This window comes from Mucilaginibacter sp. P4_E8, assembly GCF_056401495.1.
The window spans coordinates 96,005-114,857 of record NZ_JBFUJG010000003.1; the positions used below are offsets into that span (position 1 = coordinate 96,005).

At 42.2% G+C, this 18,853-nt stretch carries 15 protein-coding genes; 5 read left to right on the forward strand and 10 right to left on the reverse strand.

Annotation, left to right across the window (positions count from 1 at the left end):
• Positions 1–136: 136 nt before the first annotated feature.
• The 6 genes from AC1DRQ_RS02620 to AC1DRQ_RS02645 form a co-directional block, all read right to left on the reverse strand.
• Positions 137–2,287 carry a GH92 family glycosyl hydrolase gene (locus AC1DRQ_RS02620; RefSeq protein ID WP_477422059.1) on the reverse strand — a complete coding sequence of 717 codons (2,151 nt, stop codon included), beginning with the start codon at positions 2,285–2,287 and terminating at the stop codon, positions 137–139.
• A 195-nt stretch (positions 2,288–2,482) separates the two neighbouring features.
• The gene (locus AC1DRQ_RS02625) at positions 2,483–4,177 is read right to left on the reverse strand and encodes a RagB/SusD family nutrient uptake outer membrane protein (RefSeq protein WP_477422060.1); all 1,695 of its coding nucleotides are present in this window, start codon (positions 4,175–4,177) and stop codon (positions 2,483–2,485) included.
• 19 nt (positions 4,178–4,196) lie between these two features.
• On the reverse strand, positions 4,197–7,370 hold the full coding sequence (locus AC1DRQ_RS02630) for a SusC/RagA family TonB-linked outer membrane protein (RefSeq protein ID WP_477422061.1): 3,174 nt from the start codon (positions 7,368–7,370) through the stop codon (positions 4,197–4,199).
• Between the two features lie 666 nt (positions 7,371–8,036).
• On the reverse strand, positions 8,037–9,653 hold the full coding sequence (locus AC1DRQ_RS02635) for a DUF6377 domain-containing protein (RefSeq protein WP_477422062.1): 1,617 nt from the start codon (positions 9,651–9,653) through the stop codon (positions 8,037–8,039).
• Between the two features lie 92 nt (positions 9,654–9,745).
• Complete coding sequence (locus tag AC1DRQ_RS02640) at positions 9,746–10,651, reverse strand: helix-turn-helix domain-containing protein (RefSeq protein ID WP_477422063.1); 906 nt, start codon at positions 10,649–10,651, stop codon at positions 9,746–9,748.
• 15 nt (positions 10,652–10,666) lie between these two features.
• The gene (locus AC1DRQ_RS02645) at positions 10,667–11,482 is read right to left on the reverse strand and encodes an SDR family oxidoreductase (RefSeq protein WP_477422064.1); all 816 of its coding nucleotides are present in this window, start codon (positions 11,480–11,482) and stop codon (positions 10,667–10,669) included.
• A gap of 173 nt (positions 11,483–11,655) precedes the next feature.
• On the opposite strand from AC1DRQ_RS02645, the gene AC1DRQ_RS02650 reads away from it, so the two are divergent.
• From AC1DRQ_RS02650 to AC1DRQ_RS02660, 3 genes are read left to right on the forward strand one after another with little or no spacing between them, the layout of a single operon-like run.
• Entirely contained in the window at positions 11,656–12,546 is an 891-nt protein-coding gene (locus tag AC1DRQ_RS02650; RefSeq protein WP_477422065.1) for an SDR family oxidoreductase, read from the forward strand.
• 6 nt (positions 12,547–12,552) lie between these two features.
• Complete coding sequence (locus AC1DRQ_RS02655) at positions 12,553–13,479, forward strand: SDR family oxidoreductase (protein ID WP_477422066.1); 927 nt, start codon at positions 12,553–12,555, stop codon at positions 13,477–13,479.
• A 17-nt stretch (positions 13,480–13,496) separates the two neighbouring features.
• On the forward strand, positions 13,497–14,420 hold the full coding sequence (locus tag AC1DRQ_RS02660) for a helix-turn-helix domain-containing protein (protein WP_477422067.1): 924 nt from the start codon (positions 13,497–13,499) through the stop codon (positions 14,418–14,420).
• A 315-nt stretch (positions 14,421–14,735) separates the two neighbouring features.
• Here AC1DRQ_RS02660 and AC1DRQ_RS02665 read toward each other — a convergent pair whose 3' ends face one another.
• Positions 14,736–15,731 (reverse strand): SDR family NAD(P)-dependent oxidoreductase, encoded by a 996-nt coding sequence (locus AC1DRQ_RS02665; RefSeq protein ID WP_477422068.1) that lies wholly within the window; start codon positions 15,729–15,731, stop codon positions 14,736–14,738.
• Between the two features lie 26 nt (positions 15,732–15,757).
• Positions 15,758–16,528, reverse strand: a complete 771-nt coding sequence (locus AC1DRQ_RS02670) for an SDR family oxidoreductase (protein ID WP_477422069.1) — start codon at positions 16,526–16,528, stop codon at positions 15,758–15,760.
• Positions 16,529–16,634: 106 nt separating this feature from the next.
• Here AC1DRQ_RS02670 and AC1DRQ_RS02675 point away from each other — a divergent pair, with 106 nt between their 5' ends.
• Complete coding sequence (locus AC1DRQ_RS02675; RefSeq protein WP_477422070.1) at positions 16,635–16,991, forward strand: winged helix-turn-helix transcriptional regulator; 357 nt, start codon at positions 16,635–16,637, stop codon at positions 16,989–16,991.
• Positions 16,992–17,060: 69 nt separating this feature from the next.
• Here AC1DRQ_RS02675 and AC1DRQ_RS02680 read toward each other — a convergent pair whose 3' ends face one another.
• Positions 17,061–17,444 (reverse strand): DoxX family protein, encoded by a 384-nt coding sequence (locus AC1DRQ_RS02680; RefSeq protein WP_477422071.1) that lies wholly within the window; start codon positions 17,442–17,444, stop codon positions 17,061–17,063.
• A 13-nt stretch (positions 17,445–17,457) separates the two neighbouring features.
• A complete protein-coding gene (locus AC1DRQ_RS02685) occupies positions 17,458–18,345 on the reverse strand; it encodes an SDR family oxidoreductase (protein ID WP_477422072.1) in 888 nt (295 codons plus the stop codon).
• Positions 18,346–18,479: 134 nt separating this feature from the next.
• Here AC1DRQ_RS02685 and AC1DRQ_RS02690 point away from each other — a divergent pair, with 134 nt between their 5' ends.
• Positions 18,480–18,851, forward strand: a complete 372-nt coding sequence (locus tag AC1DRQ_RS02690; RefSeq protein WP_477422073.1) for a winged helix-turn-helix transcriptional regulator — start codon at positions 18,480–18,482, stop codon at positions 18,849–18,851.
• Positions 18,852–18,853 lie beyond the last annotated feature (2 nt).

Here is an 18,853-nt window from a genome sequence, read left to right on the forward strand (position 1 = left end):
TTAAAGTCAAGTATACTTTGGAGCTGGGCGGTTTGTACAGCAGCTATTATTACGATAATCGGGGCGACGAATCCTCCGACGCCCAGATCACCATCATCGTCCCGGCTGCCTGAGTAAAGGAGCCGGGATTGTTTAATTATTTGCCGGTTGTTATTACCAATGTTTTACCTTTTTTCAGTTCTGCGTCATCAATAAAATAACCATTCACTTTTTGGCCATCATAACTGATATCGCTGATCTTTTTACCAGAGTTTTTTTTGATGATAGTAAAGCCTCGGTTGGTCCCTCCAAATTTAAAATCTACCTTGTCAAATAGCGGTACAGAAACGATATACTTAGCATCAGCAGGCGAAAACGGATAAAATCCCATGGCATTAAATACATACCATGATGACATTTCACCGGCATCATCCATGCCGGCATAAGCCAGTTTCTCTTTGCCCATACCATAAAAATGGTTCATGATACTATCCAGTATAACCTGTGATTTTTCTTGCTTGTTAACAAAGTAATACATAAACGGCGTGCTGTGATCGGGTTGGTTTCCCTGGCAATACTGCCCAATAAAGCCTGATATATTTTCGGCTTCATATCCTTTCCATGGAATGGTAAAAAGTGAATCCAGTTTTTGCTCAAAAGCTGCTTTGTTTGGATAAAGACCAACTAAGCCGTTTGGATCATGAGGAGCAAAAAAGGTTGACTGCCATGCATTGGCCTCGCGGTACATATATTCAAAATAAGGGTAATCCGGTTTGAAGTTTTTCACCCAGCTACCATCGGCCAAACGCCCCCGCATAAATCCTGTAGCGCTGTCAAACACATTTTTATAATTACCGGTCTTACTCATGAGCATGCGGTAGTTAGCTGTATCTTTTAGCTCTTTGGCCAGCAAGGCCACCGCGTAGTCATCATAGGAGTATTCCAGCGTTTTGGTAACCGCCGCTTTGGTAACGGTATTAGTAACAGGGTGCTCTATATCAAGCTCCGCTATGTAACCTTTGGTATTAAACTCAGTTATATACGGCCTGGTACCACCTTCAACGGTAGCATTTCTTACCAACAGGTTATAAGCGCTTTTTATGTCGTAATCTCTTAATCCCCTTAAATAGGATCCGGCAATAAAGGCCGAGGCGTGATCACCATGGAAAAAAGTTGGCATAAAGCCTTTTACTTCTCCTTTATCTATTAATGACTTGATCACATCGTTGGTGACCTGAGGCGAAAGCAGACCCAGAAGTACTAACTTATTTCGATAGTCGTCCCATAGAGAAGGCTCGGTATAGTAATTAAAACCTTTATTTACCACCTTACCACTCATGTCTGTAAAATCGCCGTTTGCGTCACTGCGCAAAGCGGGCCACAAAAACGACCGGTACAGGCATGAATAAAACAATCCTTTTTGACGTTCGGTGCCACCGGTAACCGTAATTTTTGAAAGCAGATCATTCCAGGTGTCTGCAGCTTCTTTCCGTACCTGATCAAAGCTTTTATTCAGCATTTCCTTCTCTAAATTTTCCTTTGCATTTTTTATGCTTACAAATGAAAAACCTATCTTCATTTCCAGAGGCTTATCAGCATCTTCGAAACTCACAACCGGTACAGTTTTTGGCTCATTCCTTTTCGACTCACTTTTTACCGAATCAATGCTTTTTATTTTGTGATTGGTAACCGCGTAGAAATACATTTTTTCGCCGGCTTGCTGAAAGCCTGTAAAAACATTGTCCCCTTCCTGAGCAATATTCCAGCTTTTAACCCGCTCGTTAGACATGGAAAGGTCTGCAATCAGTTTTTTATGTTCCCCGGCCTTAAAGGTATATTTATGAAAGGCACACCGTAATGTTGAGGTTAGTTCGGCATTAATGCCATAGCGCTCCAGGTAAACCTGATAATAACCCGGATGGGCCGATTCGTTTTTGTGGCTAAATTCCGACTTATAATCATCGGCAGTTATGGTTCCGGTAGCTGGCAGTAAAGGAATATAACATAAATTCCAGTGCCCTTTACTGGTGTGGCTAAAACCATAAATAACCTTATCCTCATACTGATAACCCGAACCACTATGAAATTGCGTAACCGGAGTTAACTGAACCATGGCATTAGGAACCGATGACCCGGGAAACACTTCTGCGCCCCACACTCTTTTGGTAGGTACAAATCCCGCGTCTTTAGCATCCCATAAGGTGGCTGTACCTAATAATGGATTTACATAGTTAACAGGCATTTTTTGAGCTTGCGAACGGCTTATGGCAAACAAAAAGATAATGATTAATACAAAATTCTTTTTCATGATAGCTGATTGTAGTTGTGTTGGGTTTAATATATGTAGTTGATGGCAAATTTTAATAAAATGAAAAAATAAAATGCAGCCAATGCATTTTATTTTGAATTAAGGTAAGATGCCCGGGGCTGACATCTTACCTTATATTTTTTTAACAAACTGCTTTATCTTTTCAATAATGAAATGATAAGCCTAATTTACCCATTACCATCCCGGATTTTGGGTTAGGTTCGGGTCGGTTTGGATACTTTCTGTAGGAATGGGCCACAGATAGTGTTTAGCCGGGTTGAATGTTCTGACCACTAACTTCAGGAAGGCAGTATTATTTGAAGCAAATTTGGCACCACGCACCTCGTTGCCCGGCGGGTGGTTCAGCACAACTTCTGCAATTTTCCACCTTTTGATATCGTCATAACGCAACGATTCAAAAGCCAGTTCGCACCTTCTTTCGTTCCTGACCTGGTCAATCATTTTCATGGTGGTATTACCGGGATAATTTAATGCTAAAGTATTAACAAAACCGGCTCTTATGCGTATTGGCTTTATTGTTTTATCCCAAACAGTAGCATCCATTTGCCCCAGCATTGTTTTTGCTTCGGCCTCCATCAGTAAAACCTCGGCCCATCGCTGTATAATTATGTTTTCGCCATAATTAAAAGTACCGCCCGGAGCTGTAGGATCAAAATATTTCCTCCAATAGTATCCGGAAGTTGTAGCTGTAGGACCGGCTTCATTCTTTTTATTGGTGGCATCCGGCGCGGTTCCGGGTTTAATATAGATTATCTGCGAATTGCCTAAGTTATTTACCCATCGGTATTTATCATAAACAATAGTATAACCTAAACGTGGGTCGCGGTTTGCATAAGGCGCATTATTTTCATCATAGCCGGAGCCGGGTTCAAATATACTTTTACCATCCAGGGTAAGGTAACTTTCTACCAGGTCCTGGGTAGGCACCAGGTTGCTATTAGTTGCCGCGGTAGCCCCGGATCCGGTATAGAAAGGCCCAAAGTCAGACCAATCAGTCCAGGTACGGTTAGGCTGCTGGTACCCCAGATCGGCTATAACCTCCGAATTATACTTATTGGTAGCGGAGAAAATATCGGGAAAAGAAGCCTGCAAAGTATAAGTGCCATTCTCGGGCTGGTTATTCATCAGGTCTTCACAAACAGCTGCACACTCGGCCCATTGGTTGTTATACAATAACATTCTGGCCTTCATGGCTTTTGCAGCTCCTTTTGTTATGCGCCCGCGATCGGCAGGTGCAAGTTCCTCTCTTTTTGGCAAAACAGCGGCAGCGGCATCCAGTTCGCTCAGAATAAACTTTATCACATCGGCCCTGGGCGTTTTCGAAACAACTTTCGCTTCTTCCGGGGTTTGAACTTTTGTAATCAAAGGAACATCGCCAAAAAAGTTTGTTAACCTGAAAAGCGCGTGCGCCCGGAGGTATCGGGCTTCGCCTTTCATTCTTTCAATAAGAGGGGTACCCAATGTGGTATTCTTATCTATGTTTTCCAGAAACAGGTTGCATGACCTGATGTTGGTATAATAACTGCCCCACTCGTATTTAACCCTGTTTATGCCTGGGTTAAAATTAGCGTCGCTGCCGCTTGATATCTGGGTTGGCGTACCAACGTTAACATCAAGCGGACAAAACGCGTTATCAGAAAGAGCTTCGTTGTAAAAATAAGCCTGCGCAGCACTGCTCGATCCTGGCTGCCCGCCGCTAATTTGCTGACTGTAACAAGTAGCCAGCGCATTGAATGCATTGCCGTTTACCTGCCAAAAATTATCATCGGTATACCTATCCTTCGGGCTGAGGTCAATCTTTTTACAGCCTACCACAGCAACCACAAGGATTATGATGAATTTTGTTTTATTAAAATATCTTAAACGCATAATAATTTAATTTTAATTGTTAAAAAGTCATGTCTAAACCCATACCATAGAAAACAGGCACCGGATATCCGCGCGGGCTGTTTGCACCCACAGTGTTGTCCAGATTATTACCGAACTCAGTTCCTTCTGGATCGGTAAATTTCAAAGGMGATATGGTGAGTATATTTTGAGCCGTAAAATATACCCTTGCTCTTTTTACACTTATTTTAGATAATAAACCAACCGGTAAAGAATACCCGATCTGTACATTTTTAAGTCTTCCGTAGGCGGCATTAAATAAATACATATCAGAGCCGGTACGGTAATCATTATTGTTAGCCACCGTTCCGTTTTCGGCTAAGCGGGGATATTTAGCATCGGTATTTTGCGGTGTCCAGAAATCGCTCGAACTATCATACACCGTGCCTCCATAATTGCTAAAGTGGTAAGGTTCAATTAATTCGCCTCTTATCAGGGCGCTTCTTTTTAATACGCCCTGTATAAATATGGTTAAATCGAAACCTTTAAACGATGCATTGTAATTAAAGCCAAATGTGTATCTCGGAAAAGGGTCGCCTAAAATGAATTTATCCTGTGCGTCAATTTTGCCATCATTGTTTTTGTCAACAAACTTCCAGTCGCCCGGAGCCAGGCCTGTGGTATAATTCGCGAACCTGGGGTAGCTGTCCACCTCTGCCTGTGACTGATACAAACCATTGGTTTTATAGCCCTGATAAACCGTTATAGGGAAACCTACCCTGCGAACAAACTCAAACTCTTCTCTCTGGAATACATTTTCTGTTTGACCATAACTGAATGCCAGTAATTTGCTCTTGGCATCTGAAATACTGAATGAGAAGTTCTGCGCGAATGTTCCTCTGGTTGCATAGGTTATTTTTAATTCCCACCCTCTGTTTTGAACTTTAGAAACATTATATGAAGGGAAGCCTGACCCAAAGAGCGTTGGAACGTCCTGCCGTGGAGCAAGGATATCCCTTGTTATTTTGTTAAAATAATCCGCACCTACCGTTAACTGGCCATTAAAGAATGTAGCATCCGCGCCCACATCAAGCGTTGCTGCCTTTTCCCAGGTAAGATCTGTATTGGCGAGGTTACGTGTAGCACCTGCTGTTGAAGTATTATTAAAGGCGTATACATTGGCATTAGTATTAAATGAAGATGTAAATTGATAAGCGCTAACGTTTTGATTTCCTAATACCCCATAATTTGCTCTCACCCTCAAATCACCTACTTTCTCTTTATAATTGCTCATGAACTCTTCTTCGCTTAAACGCCAGGAGCCGCCTACTGAAGGGAAATATCCCCAGCGCTTATTCTTAGGAAAGTTTGAAGAGGCATCGCCTCTGAATGTACCGTCTAAAAAGTATTTATTGGCAAAAGAGTAGGATACGCGACCAAAATAGGAGTTAAGACTGGTTTCAGTGGTATTTGTAAGGGAATTGTATGAACCGCCGGTGCCTGGGTTTGAACCCGGATCTATTATTGTGCCGGTAGTTGGAACACCCAACAGGGAGTCAGTTAATGATTTACGCACACCATTTCCTTCTGATGTATATGACTCATTTGCTACACCCACCAAAACATTTAAGGAATGTTTACCAAAGTTTTTAGTGTATTCGGCAATTAAGTTGGTATTTGTAGCAAGCGATTTGGTGTTATAGTTGGCCGTTTGCCTGCTTGAGTTAGACTCTCCTGTAGGGTAATATTTTAAGTCGACTTGCCTTTGTAACTGTGTATTTGCCTTCACTGTACCGCCGAATACTGCTCTGATTTTAAAAGCAGGCGTAATAGCGTAAGCAGCGTTAAAGCTACCGTTTATCTCATCATTGTTTGTATATTGAAAACCGCCGTTACGTAAAAGATCTGATGGGTTAGATGTTACAAACCCGGTAATGTAACGCCCCTGAGCATCCTGAAAACTATCGGTTAGTGGAGCACGAAGCGCGTCGCCAACTACATCGTTGAATGGTTCGTTATATTGGATCTTCGCGTAGGTTAAATTCCATCCGGTACTGAAATTACCAAGCGTAGCTGTTTGATTTAAACGAAAGTTAAACCTTCTTAATCCATAAGTACCATTGATCAAACTTTTCTCTAAATAATTCCGCTGATCAAAATAGCCAAAAGACATCAAATAGGTGCTGGTTGGCGATCCGCCACTTATGGTTAAGTTTTGATTGGTTTGGGGCGCATTGTGCATAATTGTTTCCAACCGCCAATCGCCGTCACCCTTCGCTTTAATATCTGCCAGTTGCTGATCTGAGTATTGAGGTGGTCTGCCTGAATTGGCCAGCGACATGTTTTTATCAAGCGCATTGTCATAAGCACTTACAGGGTGAAAGGTAAAGTGAGGAACTTGTGTACCGTATATGCCGTTGTAAGTAATGCTGGGTTTAGTCCCAAGCTTTCCTTTTTTGGTAGTAACTAATATTACACCATTAGCAGATCGGGAGCCATATATGGCGGCAGAACCGGCATCTTTTAAAACGGAAATATTATCAATGTCATTAGGGTTCAACGTGTTAATATCACCGCCAATAATTCCGTCAATAACAATCAGGGGATCATTATTACCAGTAGTTCCTGTGCCCCTTATATTGATGTTGTAAGATCCGCCACCCGACGGGCTCCAGCCTTTTTGTTGGATAATAAGGTTGGGAGATTCTCCTTGTAATGCCTGTATTGCACCGGTAACAGGGCGGCCTTCCACCGCCTGCGTGCCCGATACCCGGTCGACAGCGCCGGTTAGTGAAACCTTTTTTGCCGTTCCGTAACCTATAACTACTACTTCATTTAAGCTTTTGTTGGTTGAGGTAAGCTTAACATTGATTGTTGTTTTTCCACTAATAGGAACCTCTACAGACTCATATCCGATATAGGAAAATACCAAGGTTTCTGTTCCGTCAACATTAACGGAGAAATTTCCATTTACATCTGTCAATGTTCCGGCTTGTTTTCCCTTTACACCAACAGAAACACCGGTCAGTTTTTCACCGGTCGCGCCGTCGGTAACGGTTCCTTTTACAGTTATGGCAATGGGGTGCCCATTTATTTTTGCAGTACGCGATATTTTACCTGGTGCAACGTTCTTAAAACCACCGGCAATACTGGTGTTTGACAGAAATAACATAATGACTATGTAAAACGGAGGCTTTTTGAAAATCGAAATTGCTGTTCGTAATTTTTTTTTCATAATTGGTTTTTGATTAGATACTAAAAGATAATGATTGAAATTTCAGTGATGACTGCCTTTAGTTTTTCTTCATTGGCATGCTTTTTTTAGGTTAAAAAATTGGCTAATAAAATCGTTTTAGGAACATCGCAAGAGGTATTCCTATCAATTTAATCATTGGTTTATGCTGTTTCGGGATAATAGCTATGGTACCGATAACTCCTTTGGACGGGAACCTGGCGCCATGCAATTTTGGAGCATAGCTTTATAACTGCATTTTTATGGTCAACATCAAAGTCTCGTTTTCGACCGGCAAAATTTATCAGCAGCCTGCAGCCTGCTTACCACATTTTACACACGCCATTACATCTCCGAAAAAAATATACTATTATTTGGTTTATAAGGGTTTCCYATCATCGGTAGTGCGGTTAAACTTAGATTAACCGTAAATGATTGGATATGTACAAAGTTGTACATAGAAAATTAAAATAAATGCCACTTTGGTGGATGCTTACAAAAAATCCACTTGCGTTTTATTGTAATAAATTCATTATCAATAAATTAAAACACATTGGTTGGCAAAAAATCTAACTTTAACTTAAAGTATTCAAGCTAAAAGCATTAAAATTAACCCGTAGATTAACCCGGGGGATAACCTTAAATATCAAAAAGCACGAGTAAATCTGATTAAGGATGGATGTCACTGCTATCAACGAAATTGATCTCCATTATCCTGTTTTCAAACTCATCGCCCTGAACAAGTGCTTTTGACTTAATGCGAATTTTGTAGGTATAAATAGTACTTACAGCACTCTGTAATATATTGGCTATTGTTCGATTATCTTTAATACCTAATCTCATCAGAGCAAATATGCGCAGATTGGTATTTAAAACTTCGTTGTCCTTTGGCCATATCTGATCTTCAGGCTTTAGCAAGGCATTAAACGCGGCAATAAAATTAGGGAACAGCTTAAGGAATATATTGTCAAACGTATGAAATAAAGCATGGCGTTCCTGTTTAATATCAATTTCATTGGCTAAATGCAATAACTCCTCATAGTTCTTTATTTTGATCTTGCGTTCGGTATTTCTTTTAATTTTTTCAAGTTTGAGGATATAGCCAGAAATAACGTCAAAAAAATAACCAATGTATTCTTCTTTGATCTGGGTATCTTCTGAAAGTTTTTTATTTAATCCGTCTAAATGCAGATTCTTTTCCCTGACAATAGCCTCACGTCGCTTTACTCTTTTTAGCCTGATATATACAACTACAGATATAATTGCTACACCAGCTATAGCTATACTCAAAATGGTTATCAGATACGTTAATATTTGATTTTTTTTATTTTCAGAGTTAATAAGTTTTTGGGCAGACAGTGTAGTTAAAATAGCTACAATTTCTATTTTATGCAACTTATTGCCATAAATACTGGCCTGATCCAGTGCTTCCTGCAAAAGCAATTCGGCATCTTCTATTCTGCCCTCATCCATTAATATTTTCCCAAGTGTAAAAATAGCCAGGGTCTCTTTGGTTGATGAACGGATATCATAAATGGCGGCAAGCGTTATTAGTCGTATTTTTTTGGAACCCGTACTCAAGTTACTTAAATCGTGCGCTATCATGGCTCGTTCATGATATGTTGGCAAATTGCTGTTTAGTAATTTGATACAGTAAGCCGCAGCTTTGTCGTTTTGCCCGTATATAGTGCAGAGTTCCGCTAAATGTCTGTATTTTTCGTAAGATCCCGGCTTACTTAATTGTATTGCTGCGTTTAACGCTCTTATAGACTCTGCGCGGTTGGAAGGAGAATAAAATTCATCTGTATTGTATAAAGCCTGCCTGGTATATGCCTTGGATTTTAATTCATAGTATTTTAATTTGACACTGTCGGGCGCCTGCCTTACGTTAATTTGATTAAGACATTCGAAAGTTTCCTTAAACATACCCCAGGACGATTGAATAGCCCCCAGCTTTATTTTGCTTTCGTAAAGCTTAGGAATATCATGCATCTGACCGCTTAATTCGAGAAGTTTTTTGGTGTATACATGTGCCGAATCAAATACAAAATCTTTATATTCCTGGTACAATTTATCACAAATTGCATATTGCGTGTAAAAATCGGTTTTGGGAACCGTGCCTAAGGATTCTTTTAATTTTTTGATATGGCGGTCTTTTTCAGCATCGTAGAATTTTTTTTTAAGGATTTCGGATTTTAAAACCTGTAAAAGACTGTCAGTATATTCTTTACATTTTGCATTACAGGATACTATTACAAAAAAGAACACAGACAGCAACACTTTCATAATTAGAGCAGTTTATTACAGCTAATTTATATTTAATATGCGCATTAGAATAGCGTTCTTGAAACAAAATCAATTTAGCAAAATGCTTACTTTCAGTTCAGGCTGCGAAACTCGATAGGGGTTTTTCCGGTCTTTTGTTTGAAGAGCTTATTAAAATATTGCGGATATTCAAATCCTAAAGCATAGGCGATCTCGCCGACGGACTTATCGGTGCTGAGTAGCAAGTTCTTAGCTTCCTCGATCAAATAAAAATGGATATGGTCCTGGGTGTTCTTGCCGGTTTCTTTTTTGAGCAGGTCGCTCAGGTAGCCTGGTGATAAAAACACCTGTTCTGCCAAATCTTTGACGGTCGGCAGGCGTTTTTCAGAACTATCCTGAAAATAGGAACTCAAAATCCTTTCTATTTGCATGACGACTGCATTGTTCGAGTTCTTACGGGTAATGAACTGCCGGCTGTAGAAACGGGTGCAGTAATTTAGCAACAGTTCAATTTGCGAAACGAGAATGTTTTGGCTGTGGTCGTCAATATTTTCCTTTAATTCCGCTTCGATCTTCGACACGCAGTCCTTTAGGATCTGATTCTCTTTATCCGACAGATGCAGCGCTTCCCCAACTTCGTAAGCGAAAAAACTGTAATCCTTCATTTTTTCAAATAATGAGGTTGCCCTGATCAGGTCCGGGTGAAAAAATACACCCCAGCCGGTTATGACCGCATCGGGCTCAAAATCGTTTTCCAGTTCCAGTACCTGGTTCGGCGCCATACAGATCAGGCTGTCATCCTGAAAGTCGACGATCTTATGGCCATATTTGACGTTGTTCCGGTTATAGCTTTTACAGATCAGTGAATAGAAATCGCAGGAAAGCAATGTCTTGTCTGTAATATCTTCGCTGACCTTGCTAAAATCGATCACTGCCACCAGCGGGTGCCGGACAGCCTGTTCCAGCCGGAAGAACCGGAACAGGTCTGAAATGCTTTGTAAATGGAGGAACAAGCTCATTACTGTAAATATAGCTTAAATCCCGAATTGTGTTTTCATCCCTGCGATAAACGTGGCATCATCGACTTCCCCCCGCTGTGCGATAATCGCTTTAGCATCTTCGCCTGCAGTATAGCGTAACTGGTTTTTACCATCGGTGGCCGCCTCAAATATCACATCCGCAACCACACTGGCCGGAGAAGCATTCTTAAAAAACTCCGGCATCCCCGCCAGTATCTTTTGGGCGATGGGTTGATATTCGGCCATACTTTCATCATTGCTAAAATCCAGCGATCGACCTGAAAAATCGGTCGCGATAGCACCTGGTTCAACGATCTTTACTTTGCCACCAAACTGTTCCACCTCGTAACTCAACGATTCTGATATACCTTCCACCGCGAATTTCGTCCCATGGTACAAAGTCCCCAAAGGGAAAGTCATTTTACCGCCGATAGAGGAAATGTTAATGATGATCCCGTTCTTGTTCGCACGGAAATGCGGCAATACGGCCTTGGTCACATCCAATAATCCGATGACATTGGTGTTGAACTGTCGGATGATCTGCTCCCTCGAAAAAGATTCTAAAATCCCATAAGCGCCATAACCGGCATTGTTCAGCAACACATCGATCCGGCCAAATTTTTCGATACCTTGATTTACCGCATTTTCAATAGAAACCAAATCCTGCACATCGAGTCTGGTAACCAGCGCCTCATCCGAGTTAACTAAGGCGGTTTCCTTTTCAGGACTGCGCATGGTTGCAATTACATTCCAGCCTTTGCTTAAAAATAGGTGGGCAGTTGCTGCACCTATACCGCTGCTGGCCCCTGTGATTAAAATTGTCTTTTTCATTTTTTTGTGTTTTATATGATGACCCAAAGGTCAGTTCAAAACGCGGCCGGCAGATAACACGAATTCAGGATGTTTGTATGCTTTTTACGGTTTTGGCTAAACCAAACACAGATTTGGATAAATCCTGCCAGCCAAAGCAGTCCATCTTTGTATCAACAAAAGAAAAATTAATTATGCGTGTATTTGTTACAGGAGCCACAGGCTTCATCGGTACTGCCATTGTGCAGGAATTAATAAGCGCCGGCCACCAGGTATTGGGACTGGCCCGTTCGGATGCATCAGCCCAAAAGCTGATTGATGCCGGTGCAGAAGTACACCGGGGTGACCTGGAGGTTCTCGACAGCCTGCGCAGCGGTGCTGCGTCTGCAGATGGCGTGATCCATGCCGGGTTCATCCATGACTTTACCCGGTTCCAGGAAGTTTGCCAGGTAGATAAAATAGCCATTGAAACCATCGGCGAAGTGCTGGCCGGCTCTAACCGCCCGTTTATTGTTACCTCCGGTACGGCGCTGGTATGCCCGGGAAAGTTGGCCACCGAAGATATCATCCCGCCGTTCAACCCGGCCTGGCCGCGGGTTTCCGAACAAACTGCAGATGCTGTAGCAGCGCTGGGAGTGCGTGCGGCAGCCATCCGTTTGTCGCCATCGGTGCATGGCGATGACGACAAACATGGCTTCATACCCATTCTGGTCAATCTCGCTAAAGAAAAAGGCGTATCGGCTTATATTGGCGAGGGACAGAATCGCTGGAACGCGGTACATCGTCTGGATGCAGCCCATTTGTACAGATTGGCATTAGAGAACGCTGCACCGGACGCTCGTTATCATGCTTCTGCCGAAGAAGCCATCACGGTTAAAACGATAGCCGAAGCCATTGGCAAACAGTTGGATATCCCGGTAGTTTCCATATCACCTGAAGCAGCCGCTGAACATTTTGGCTGGTTTGCACACATGGCCGCGATAGACTGCCCGGCATCGAGCAAGTGGACACAGGAACATTTGAACTGGCATTCAACGCACTCCACATTACTTGCCGATATTGATAACGGCGTTTATACCAAATAAAAAGCGATGAAAATTATTGTAACCGGTTCTTTAGGGAACATCAGTCAGCCGCTTACAGAAATATTGATCGCCCAGGGACATGCGGTGACTGTTGTCAGCAGCGATCCCAAAAAACAGGCAGCTATCGAAAACTTAGGTGCTACACCAGCAATTGGCTCGATCTCTGATGTTAGGTTTTTGATCAATACTTTTAAAGACGCAGACGCGGTTTATGCCATGATCCCCCTGAGTTTTAGCGAGCCTGATCTGGGTGATTACCTGCACCGGATGGCGCAAAACTATGCACAAGCCCTCAAAGAAGCCAGCACCAAACGGATCGTACTCCTGAGCGGTTGGGCGGCAGACCTGGTTAAAGCCGAAAACGTAGAACACATATTAGATAAACTGGACGCCTCCATTACGATCATGCGGCCCGCGGCCTTTTATACCAACTTCTACCAGTCTATCGACCTGATCAAAGGCAAAGACTTCATCGGCAAATTCCTGACGCTGCGTTATTTCGGTCTTCGGGCCTTGCTGACCGGCAAGACCGGCTTACTAATGGGGAACTATGGCGGAAAAGACCGGATCGTTTTTGTATCGCCAAAGGATATCGCGGATGCCGTTGCTGAGGAACTGCGATTATTACCCAAAGAAAAAACCATCCGTTATGTAGGCAGCGAGGAAATGACTTGTAACGAAGCGGCAAAGATCATCGGTACTGCCGTAGGCAAGCCCTGGTTAAAATGGGTGCTACTATCGGACAAAGAAATGCTGCAGGGATTAAAGATGGCCAAAGTTCCCGAAAAGCTGGCGGAGACGTTAGTCGAAATGCAGGCAGCCATGCACAGCGGCAAAAGCCTGGAGAATTTTCACCGGAGCAAACCAAAAATGGGTAAAGCCAAACTCGCTGATTTCGCTAAAGAGTTTGCTGCAGCTTATCATAAAAAATAACGAACTTTATTATAGTTATGAATAATAATCAGCTTTACCATTTTCATACGATCACTGAATATCACCGGGCTGCGGGCCTGCCTAATCCGGCGCACCCGCTGATCGGCCTGGTGCATATGGACCACCTGGACAGGCCCCTGGCCAAAGGCACGTTCAGTTTGATCTATGATTTTTATTCGATCTCGATGAAAAGGGTGAAGAACGCTAAATTCAAATACGGCCAGCAGGCAAGCGATTTCGACGAAGGTGTATTGTTCTTCATGTCACCCGGCCAGGTATTTGGGGTCGAAATTGAAAAAGGCAGCGTGATGCACCGTCCCGAAGGCTGGATGATCCTGATCCACCCGGATTTTTTATGGAACACCCCGCTGGCTAAAACCATCAAACAATACGAATTCTTCAATTACTCGGTTTACGAGGCGCTTTATTTATCGGACAAGGAAGAAACTATGCTCACAACTATCGCACAAAATATCGAGCAAGAGTACCATGCCAATATTGACCGGTTCAGCCAAAGCGTGATCATTGCCCATCTGGAATTATTGCTGACCTATTCGGAAAGGTTCTACCAGCGCCAGTTCATAACCCGCAAGATCGCCAGTCATGAAATCCTAATCAAACTGGAAGATTTACTCACCAATTACCTCAATAGCGGCGCACTTTCTCAAAAAGGACTCCCCAGCGTTACTTATATCGCTGAAAACTTAAATATCTCACCGGGCTACCTGAGCGGTTTGCTCAAATCCCTGACCGGCCAGAATACCCAGCAGCATCTTCACAATAAACTGATCGAACTGGCTAAAGAGAAACTCTCAACAACCAATCTTTCCGTTAGCCAGATCGCCTACGAGTTGGGTTTTGAACACCTGCAATCCTTCAGTAAACTGTTCAAGATCAAGACCAGCCTCTCGCCGCTGGAATTCCGTCATTCTTTTAATTGAAGCCGCCTCTTCCTTAATGACTTTAGAATAATTTGAGAATTGTCCAGCCATAATTGGATCTTTGAAAAAACAGCAAAGTCCATAATCATTAAAAGGGATGGTTATTGAGGTTTTTTAGAAATATCTGCTGTCTGCTTGAGTTCATTAAAGCTATGATAGCCATTGGCTGGGCCCGAACCAAATGAACCACACAGGCATATGGTATCCGCATATAAATTCCTCTGCGATCAACTTGCCTTCGTTGCAGGACGTTAAATGTAGGGTGTTATGTGTTTGAATTGAAATAACATATGCCTGCGTGATACAAAGGGAAAATTAATCAACGTTAAATGTAACGCCTGTTAACTCTTCGGTCAGTTTCCACAATTGTTTGGCACTGGCTTTGTCTAAAGAATACGGTTTTACGCCACTGGGTATTGATGAATCGATAGCTAATTCGGCTATATCAACATCTTCGAGGTACACACCGCCTATTTTGTTTAATAGCGGGTTCGTAGCAGCCCATATGGTTGTGGCCGCACCTTGCGGAATGGTTTTAAGCGAATCAATAACTTCCGGTACAGGATTTCCTTTGTCATCTAAGAAGCCAAATTGCTGTAATATTTCAATTGGAGCCTCTCTGGCTAATTCTGTTCCCCAAATATTGCCGGGGTGTATTGAATATGCGCTTACGCCAAATGATTTAGCACGGTTGTCCAATTCAAGCGAAAGGAGATTGACAGCGGTTTTTGATTGTCCATAGGCTTGCAATGTTTCATAGTCACGATGTTCAAAATTCGGGTCATCGAAGTTGAAAGGTGCAAAATGGTGCCCCAAAGAAGAAACATTGATCACTCTTGCGCCTTTCGCTTTTTTTAGCGCGTCCCACAACCTGGCAGTGAGTTGAAACACTGCCAGGTAATTGGTGGCGAGTTGCGATTCATTTCCTTTTGCATCACGGCGTAACGGCACGAACATAATTCCTGCGTTGTTAATGAGCAAGTGTAATGGTCTGCCCGAAGCCAAAAACTTTTCGACAAAAGTGTCAATAGAATGAGGATCTATCAGATCCAATTCTTCTATTTCAACATTGGTAATTCCTTTCAGGTTTTCCTTTGCTTTTTCAACATCTCTTGCAGGTACAATAACTGTTGCCCCGGCTTTTGATAGGGTTTTTACCGTTTCCAAACCAATGCCTGTGTTACCGCCAGTAACGATAGCGATTTTTCCTTTAAGGTCAACTCCTTTAATAACATCATTTGTAGTTGATGTTGCGTTAAATCCAGAACCTATTGGTTTCTGCAACGCTCCATTATAATTATTCTGTATCATTTTCAGTATTGTTTATTTAAGATAAATTATTTCATCAGGCTGATATTTGTCATGCCGCCATCTGATATAATTTCGGTACCAACAATAAAAGCCGAGTCATCTGATGCTAAAAATACAGCGGCGTTTCCAATATCAGACGGAAGTCCTTGTCTGCCTACAGGTGTAATATCTATCCAAATTTGTTTTACCTGTTCCACTTGTTCTTGCGGTACAATTTTTCCAAAAACAGGCGTATCAATAGAACCTGGCGAAAGTGTATTAACCCGTATTTTTCTTGACAACAGATCCAGCGACAAACCTTTTGCCAATGATATGATAGCCGCCTTTGCTGCTCCGTAGATAGTCATTCCCGGTGCGGCACGATGCGCAGCAGTCGATCCAATAAGAATGATGGAAGCACCGTCATTTAAATATGGAAGGGATTTTTGTACAGTGAAATAGGCGCTTTTCAAGTTCAGGTCCATGTAACGGTCATAATTTTCTTCCGTAACATCGTTTATCGCAGCCATTGGCACACCGTCCACAATACCACCTGCATTAACTACCAATACATCAATCTTCCCAAATTTATCAGTGGTTTTCTTGAATATATTTTCCAGATCATCGATATTCGTGACATCACCTTTAATTCCGATAAAATCTGCGCCTAACGCGTCTGCAGCACTGTGTAATGTCGACTCGTTTCTTCCGGTAATGGTGCCAACCGCACCTTCATTTCTGAATGCTTCTGCAATACCGAATCCAATACCGCTATTGCCGCCTGTAACTACGGCTACTTTGTTCTTTAGTTTATTCATTTTCTCTATCTATTAAATTCTTGAGCTGCAAAGTTATACCAGATAGATATATTTTAGTAACTTTGTATCTAAAAGTAACAGTAACCTTGAAGTAACAAAGTAACTTATGGAGTGTATAAAAGAATTTCAACAGGATCGTAAAAAAGAAATGATGGCTGTTCACGATGCTATGGATGTGCTGAGCGGGAAATGGAAGATCTATATCATCTCATCTATCTGCCATTACAACAAAAGAAGATTTTCAGACATTTTGAACGATGTGGTGGGTATTTCGAACAAAATGTTGAGCAAGGAATTAAAGGAACTGGAAATAAACAAGTTGGTTGAACGAACAGTTTTAGACACGCACCCTGTAACTGTTCAGTATGAACTCACCAAACATGGCAAAACGTTACAGACCATAATTAACAATCTGACAGATTGGGGAATTCAACACCGAAGGGAAGTTATCGGGAAAAATTAATATACGCAATTCATCGTACTATTTATCCTTTTGTAAATCACTTTTCTTATTAACTCCTATTTGAGCCAATTAAGATTGCAAATTCCTGTCCTTAATTTTATGGTAAGAAATGTACGATCCTACTAAAAACGCTAAAAAAATGATTGGGAAAACACGCATGACGATGGGGGCACCCACGGAGGAATGTGCTATAAACGCGGATACAAAGACAATGGTGAATGCCGCATAAACCCATTCCTTTAACCTTGCTAACGTACCGGTCAAAGGAACCAGCAATATGATGATGCCCAGAAATTTGGCCACTGCCAGTTCGATCCGGAAATAGGAGGGAAAACCAAGGTGCCCGAAGGTTGCAACCATTTGCGGCGATGTTAGGTACGAATAGGACGAAAATAAGCTGCCCAATGCTGTAATGCCCGTTAACACCCAATAGGTGATTTTTGTAGTTTTCATTAGCGTTAATTAATTAGGATTTGCTGTAGAAAGATTTCAGATAATTAAAGACCGTTTCGGGCTTACGTCCCAGTATTTTTTCCAGATCATCGGTTACATTAGCGAATTCTCCTTGTGCCACCGCTTGCTGCATCTCTTTAAGTGCAGGACCCAGCCATTCTGGTGTTCCGTTATTTTTCATGGTTTCCAGAAATTCAGCAACTTCAGGCGAGATATACTTAAATTTATCACCTGTCACGGCGCTGATCATATCGGCAATAGTTGCCCAGGTTATGGCCTCCGGGCCGGCCAACACAATAAATCTGTTATCATATTGTCCGTTCTCATCTATGGCAATAATTGCACCGGCCTCACCCAGTTCCGCGCGAAGGGCATATGCCGCTGTACCATTTTCTGCCGGCAGGTAGATGGTTTTCGTTTCTACTATTTGTTGTCCCGCGTAAAGTGGGATCATGTCCGTATAAAGCGATACCTGTAAAATAACATAAGTAATACCTGATGTTATGAGTGCTTTTTCGGTTATCATGTGGGCAACTGTCTTGTTTCCCAATAAGCCACCGTCCTCACTATCGTCTTTACGCTGCAAACTATAGTAAATGATCTTTTCTACACCGTTTTCCTTAGCTGCCCTAATCACATTCAGATGCTGGTTTGCCCTGTGTTCAAGATCGTTACCGGATATTAACACTATCGTATCAACACCTTTCGTAGCTTCAACAAGCGAGGGGTAGTCATTGTAGTCGCCAATGGCGGTGCTGACGTCCTTGTCTTTAAAGGCATTGGCTTTTGTCTCGTCTCTGACAAGTGCTTTGACAGCAAATGCATTTTTGTTATTTAATAGCGTAGTGATTACTGCTGCACCCAGAGGACCGGTCGCGCCGGTAACTAATATTGTTTTCATTTTCTTTTAATTAACTTTGTATATTAACTTACTTAAAGTGAGTCAAAGGTAAAAGGTATGTTTAGTAAAAACAATAACGTACCTGTAAATCAGATACTTACTTCGGGGTAACTGTTGTTGTAAATCAAATAGATATGAACAAAAAAAATTTAAGAAAATGTGAGGAGGGCCGGGAGAAAGCACCGATCACGGATGTTTTGTCACGTCTGGGAGATAAATGGTCTATGTGCACGGTGATCATGCTGGCGGATCATGGCACCTTACGTTTCAACGAACTTCACCAAATGATCGAAACGATCTCTCAAAAAATGTTGACAGTAACTTTGAAGACGCTGGAATCAGATGGATTAGTGACCCGGAAGATGTACCCGGAGATTCCTCCTAAAGTGGAATACTCTTTAACACCGGTTGGTGAAACGCTCGTTCCTCATCTCATGGCATTGTACGATTGGGCTAATGAGCATATGCCTGCTATTAAAGCATCCCGGAGCCGGTTCCAGAGGTAGCC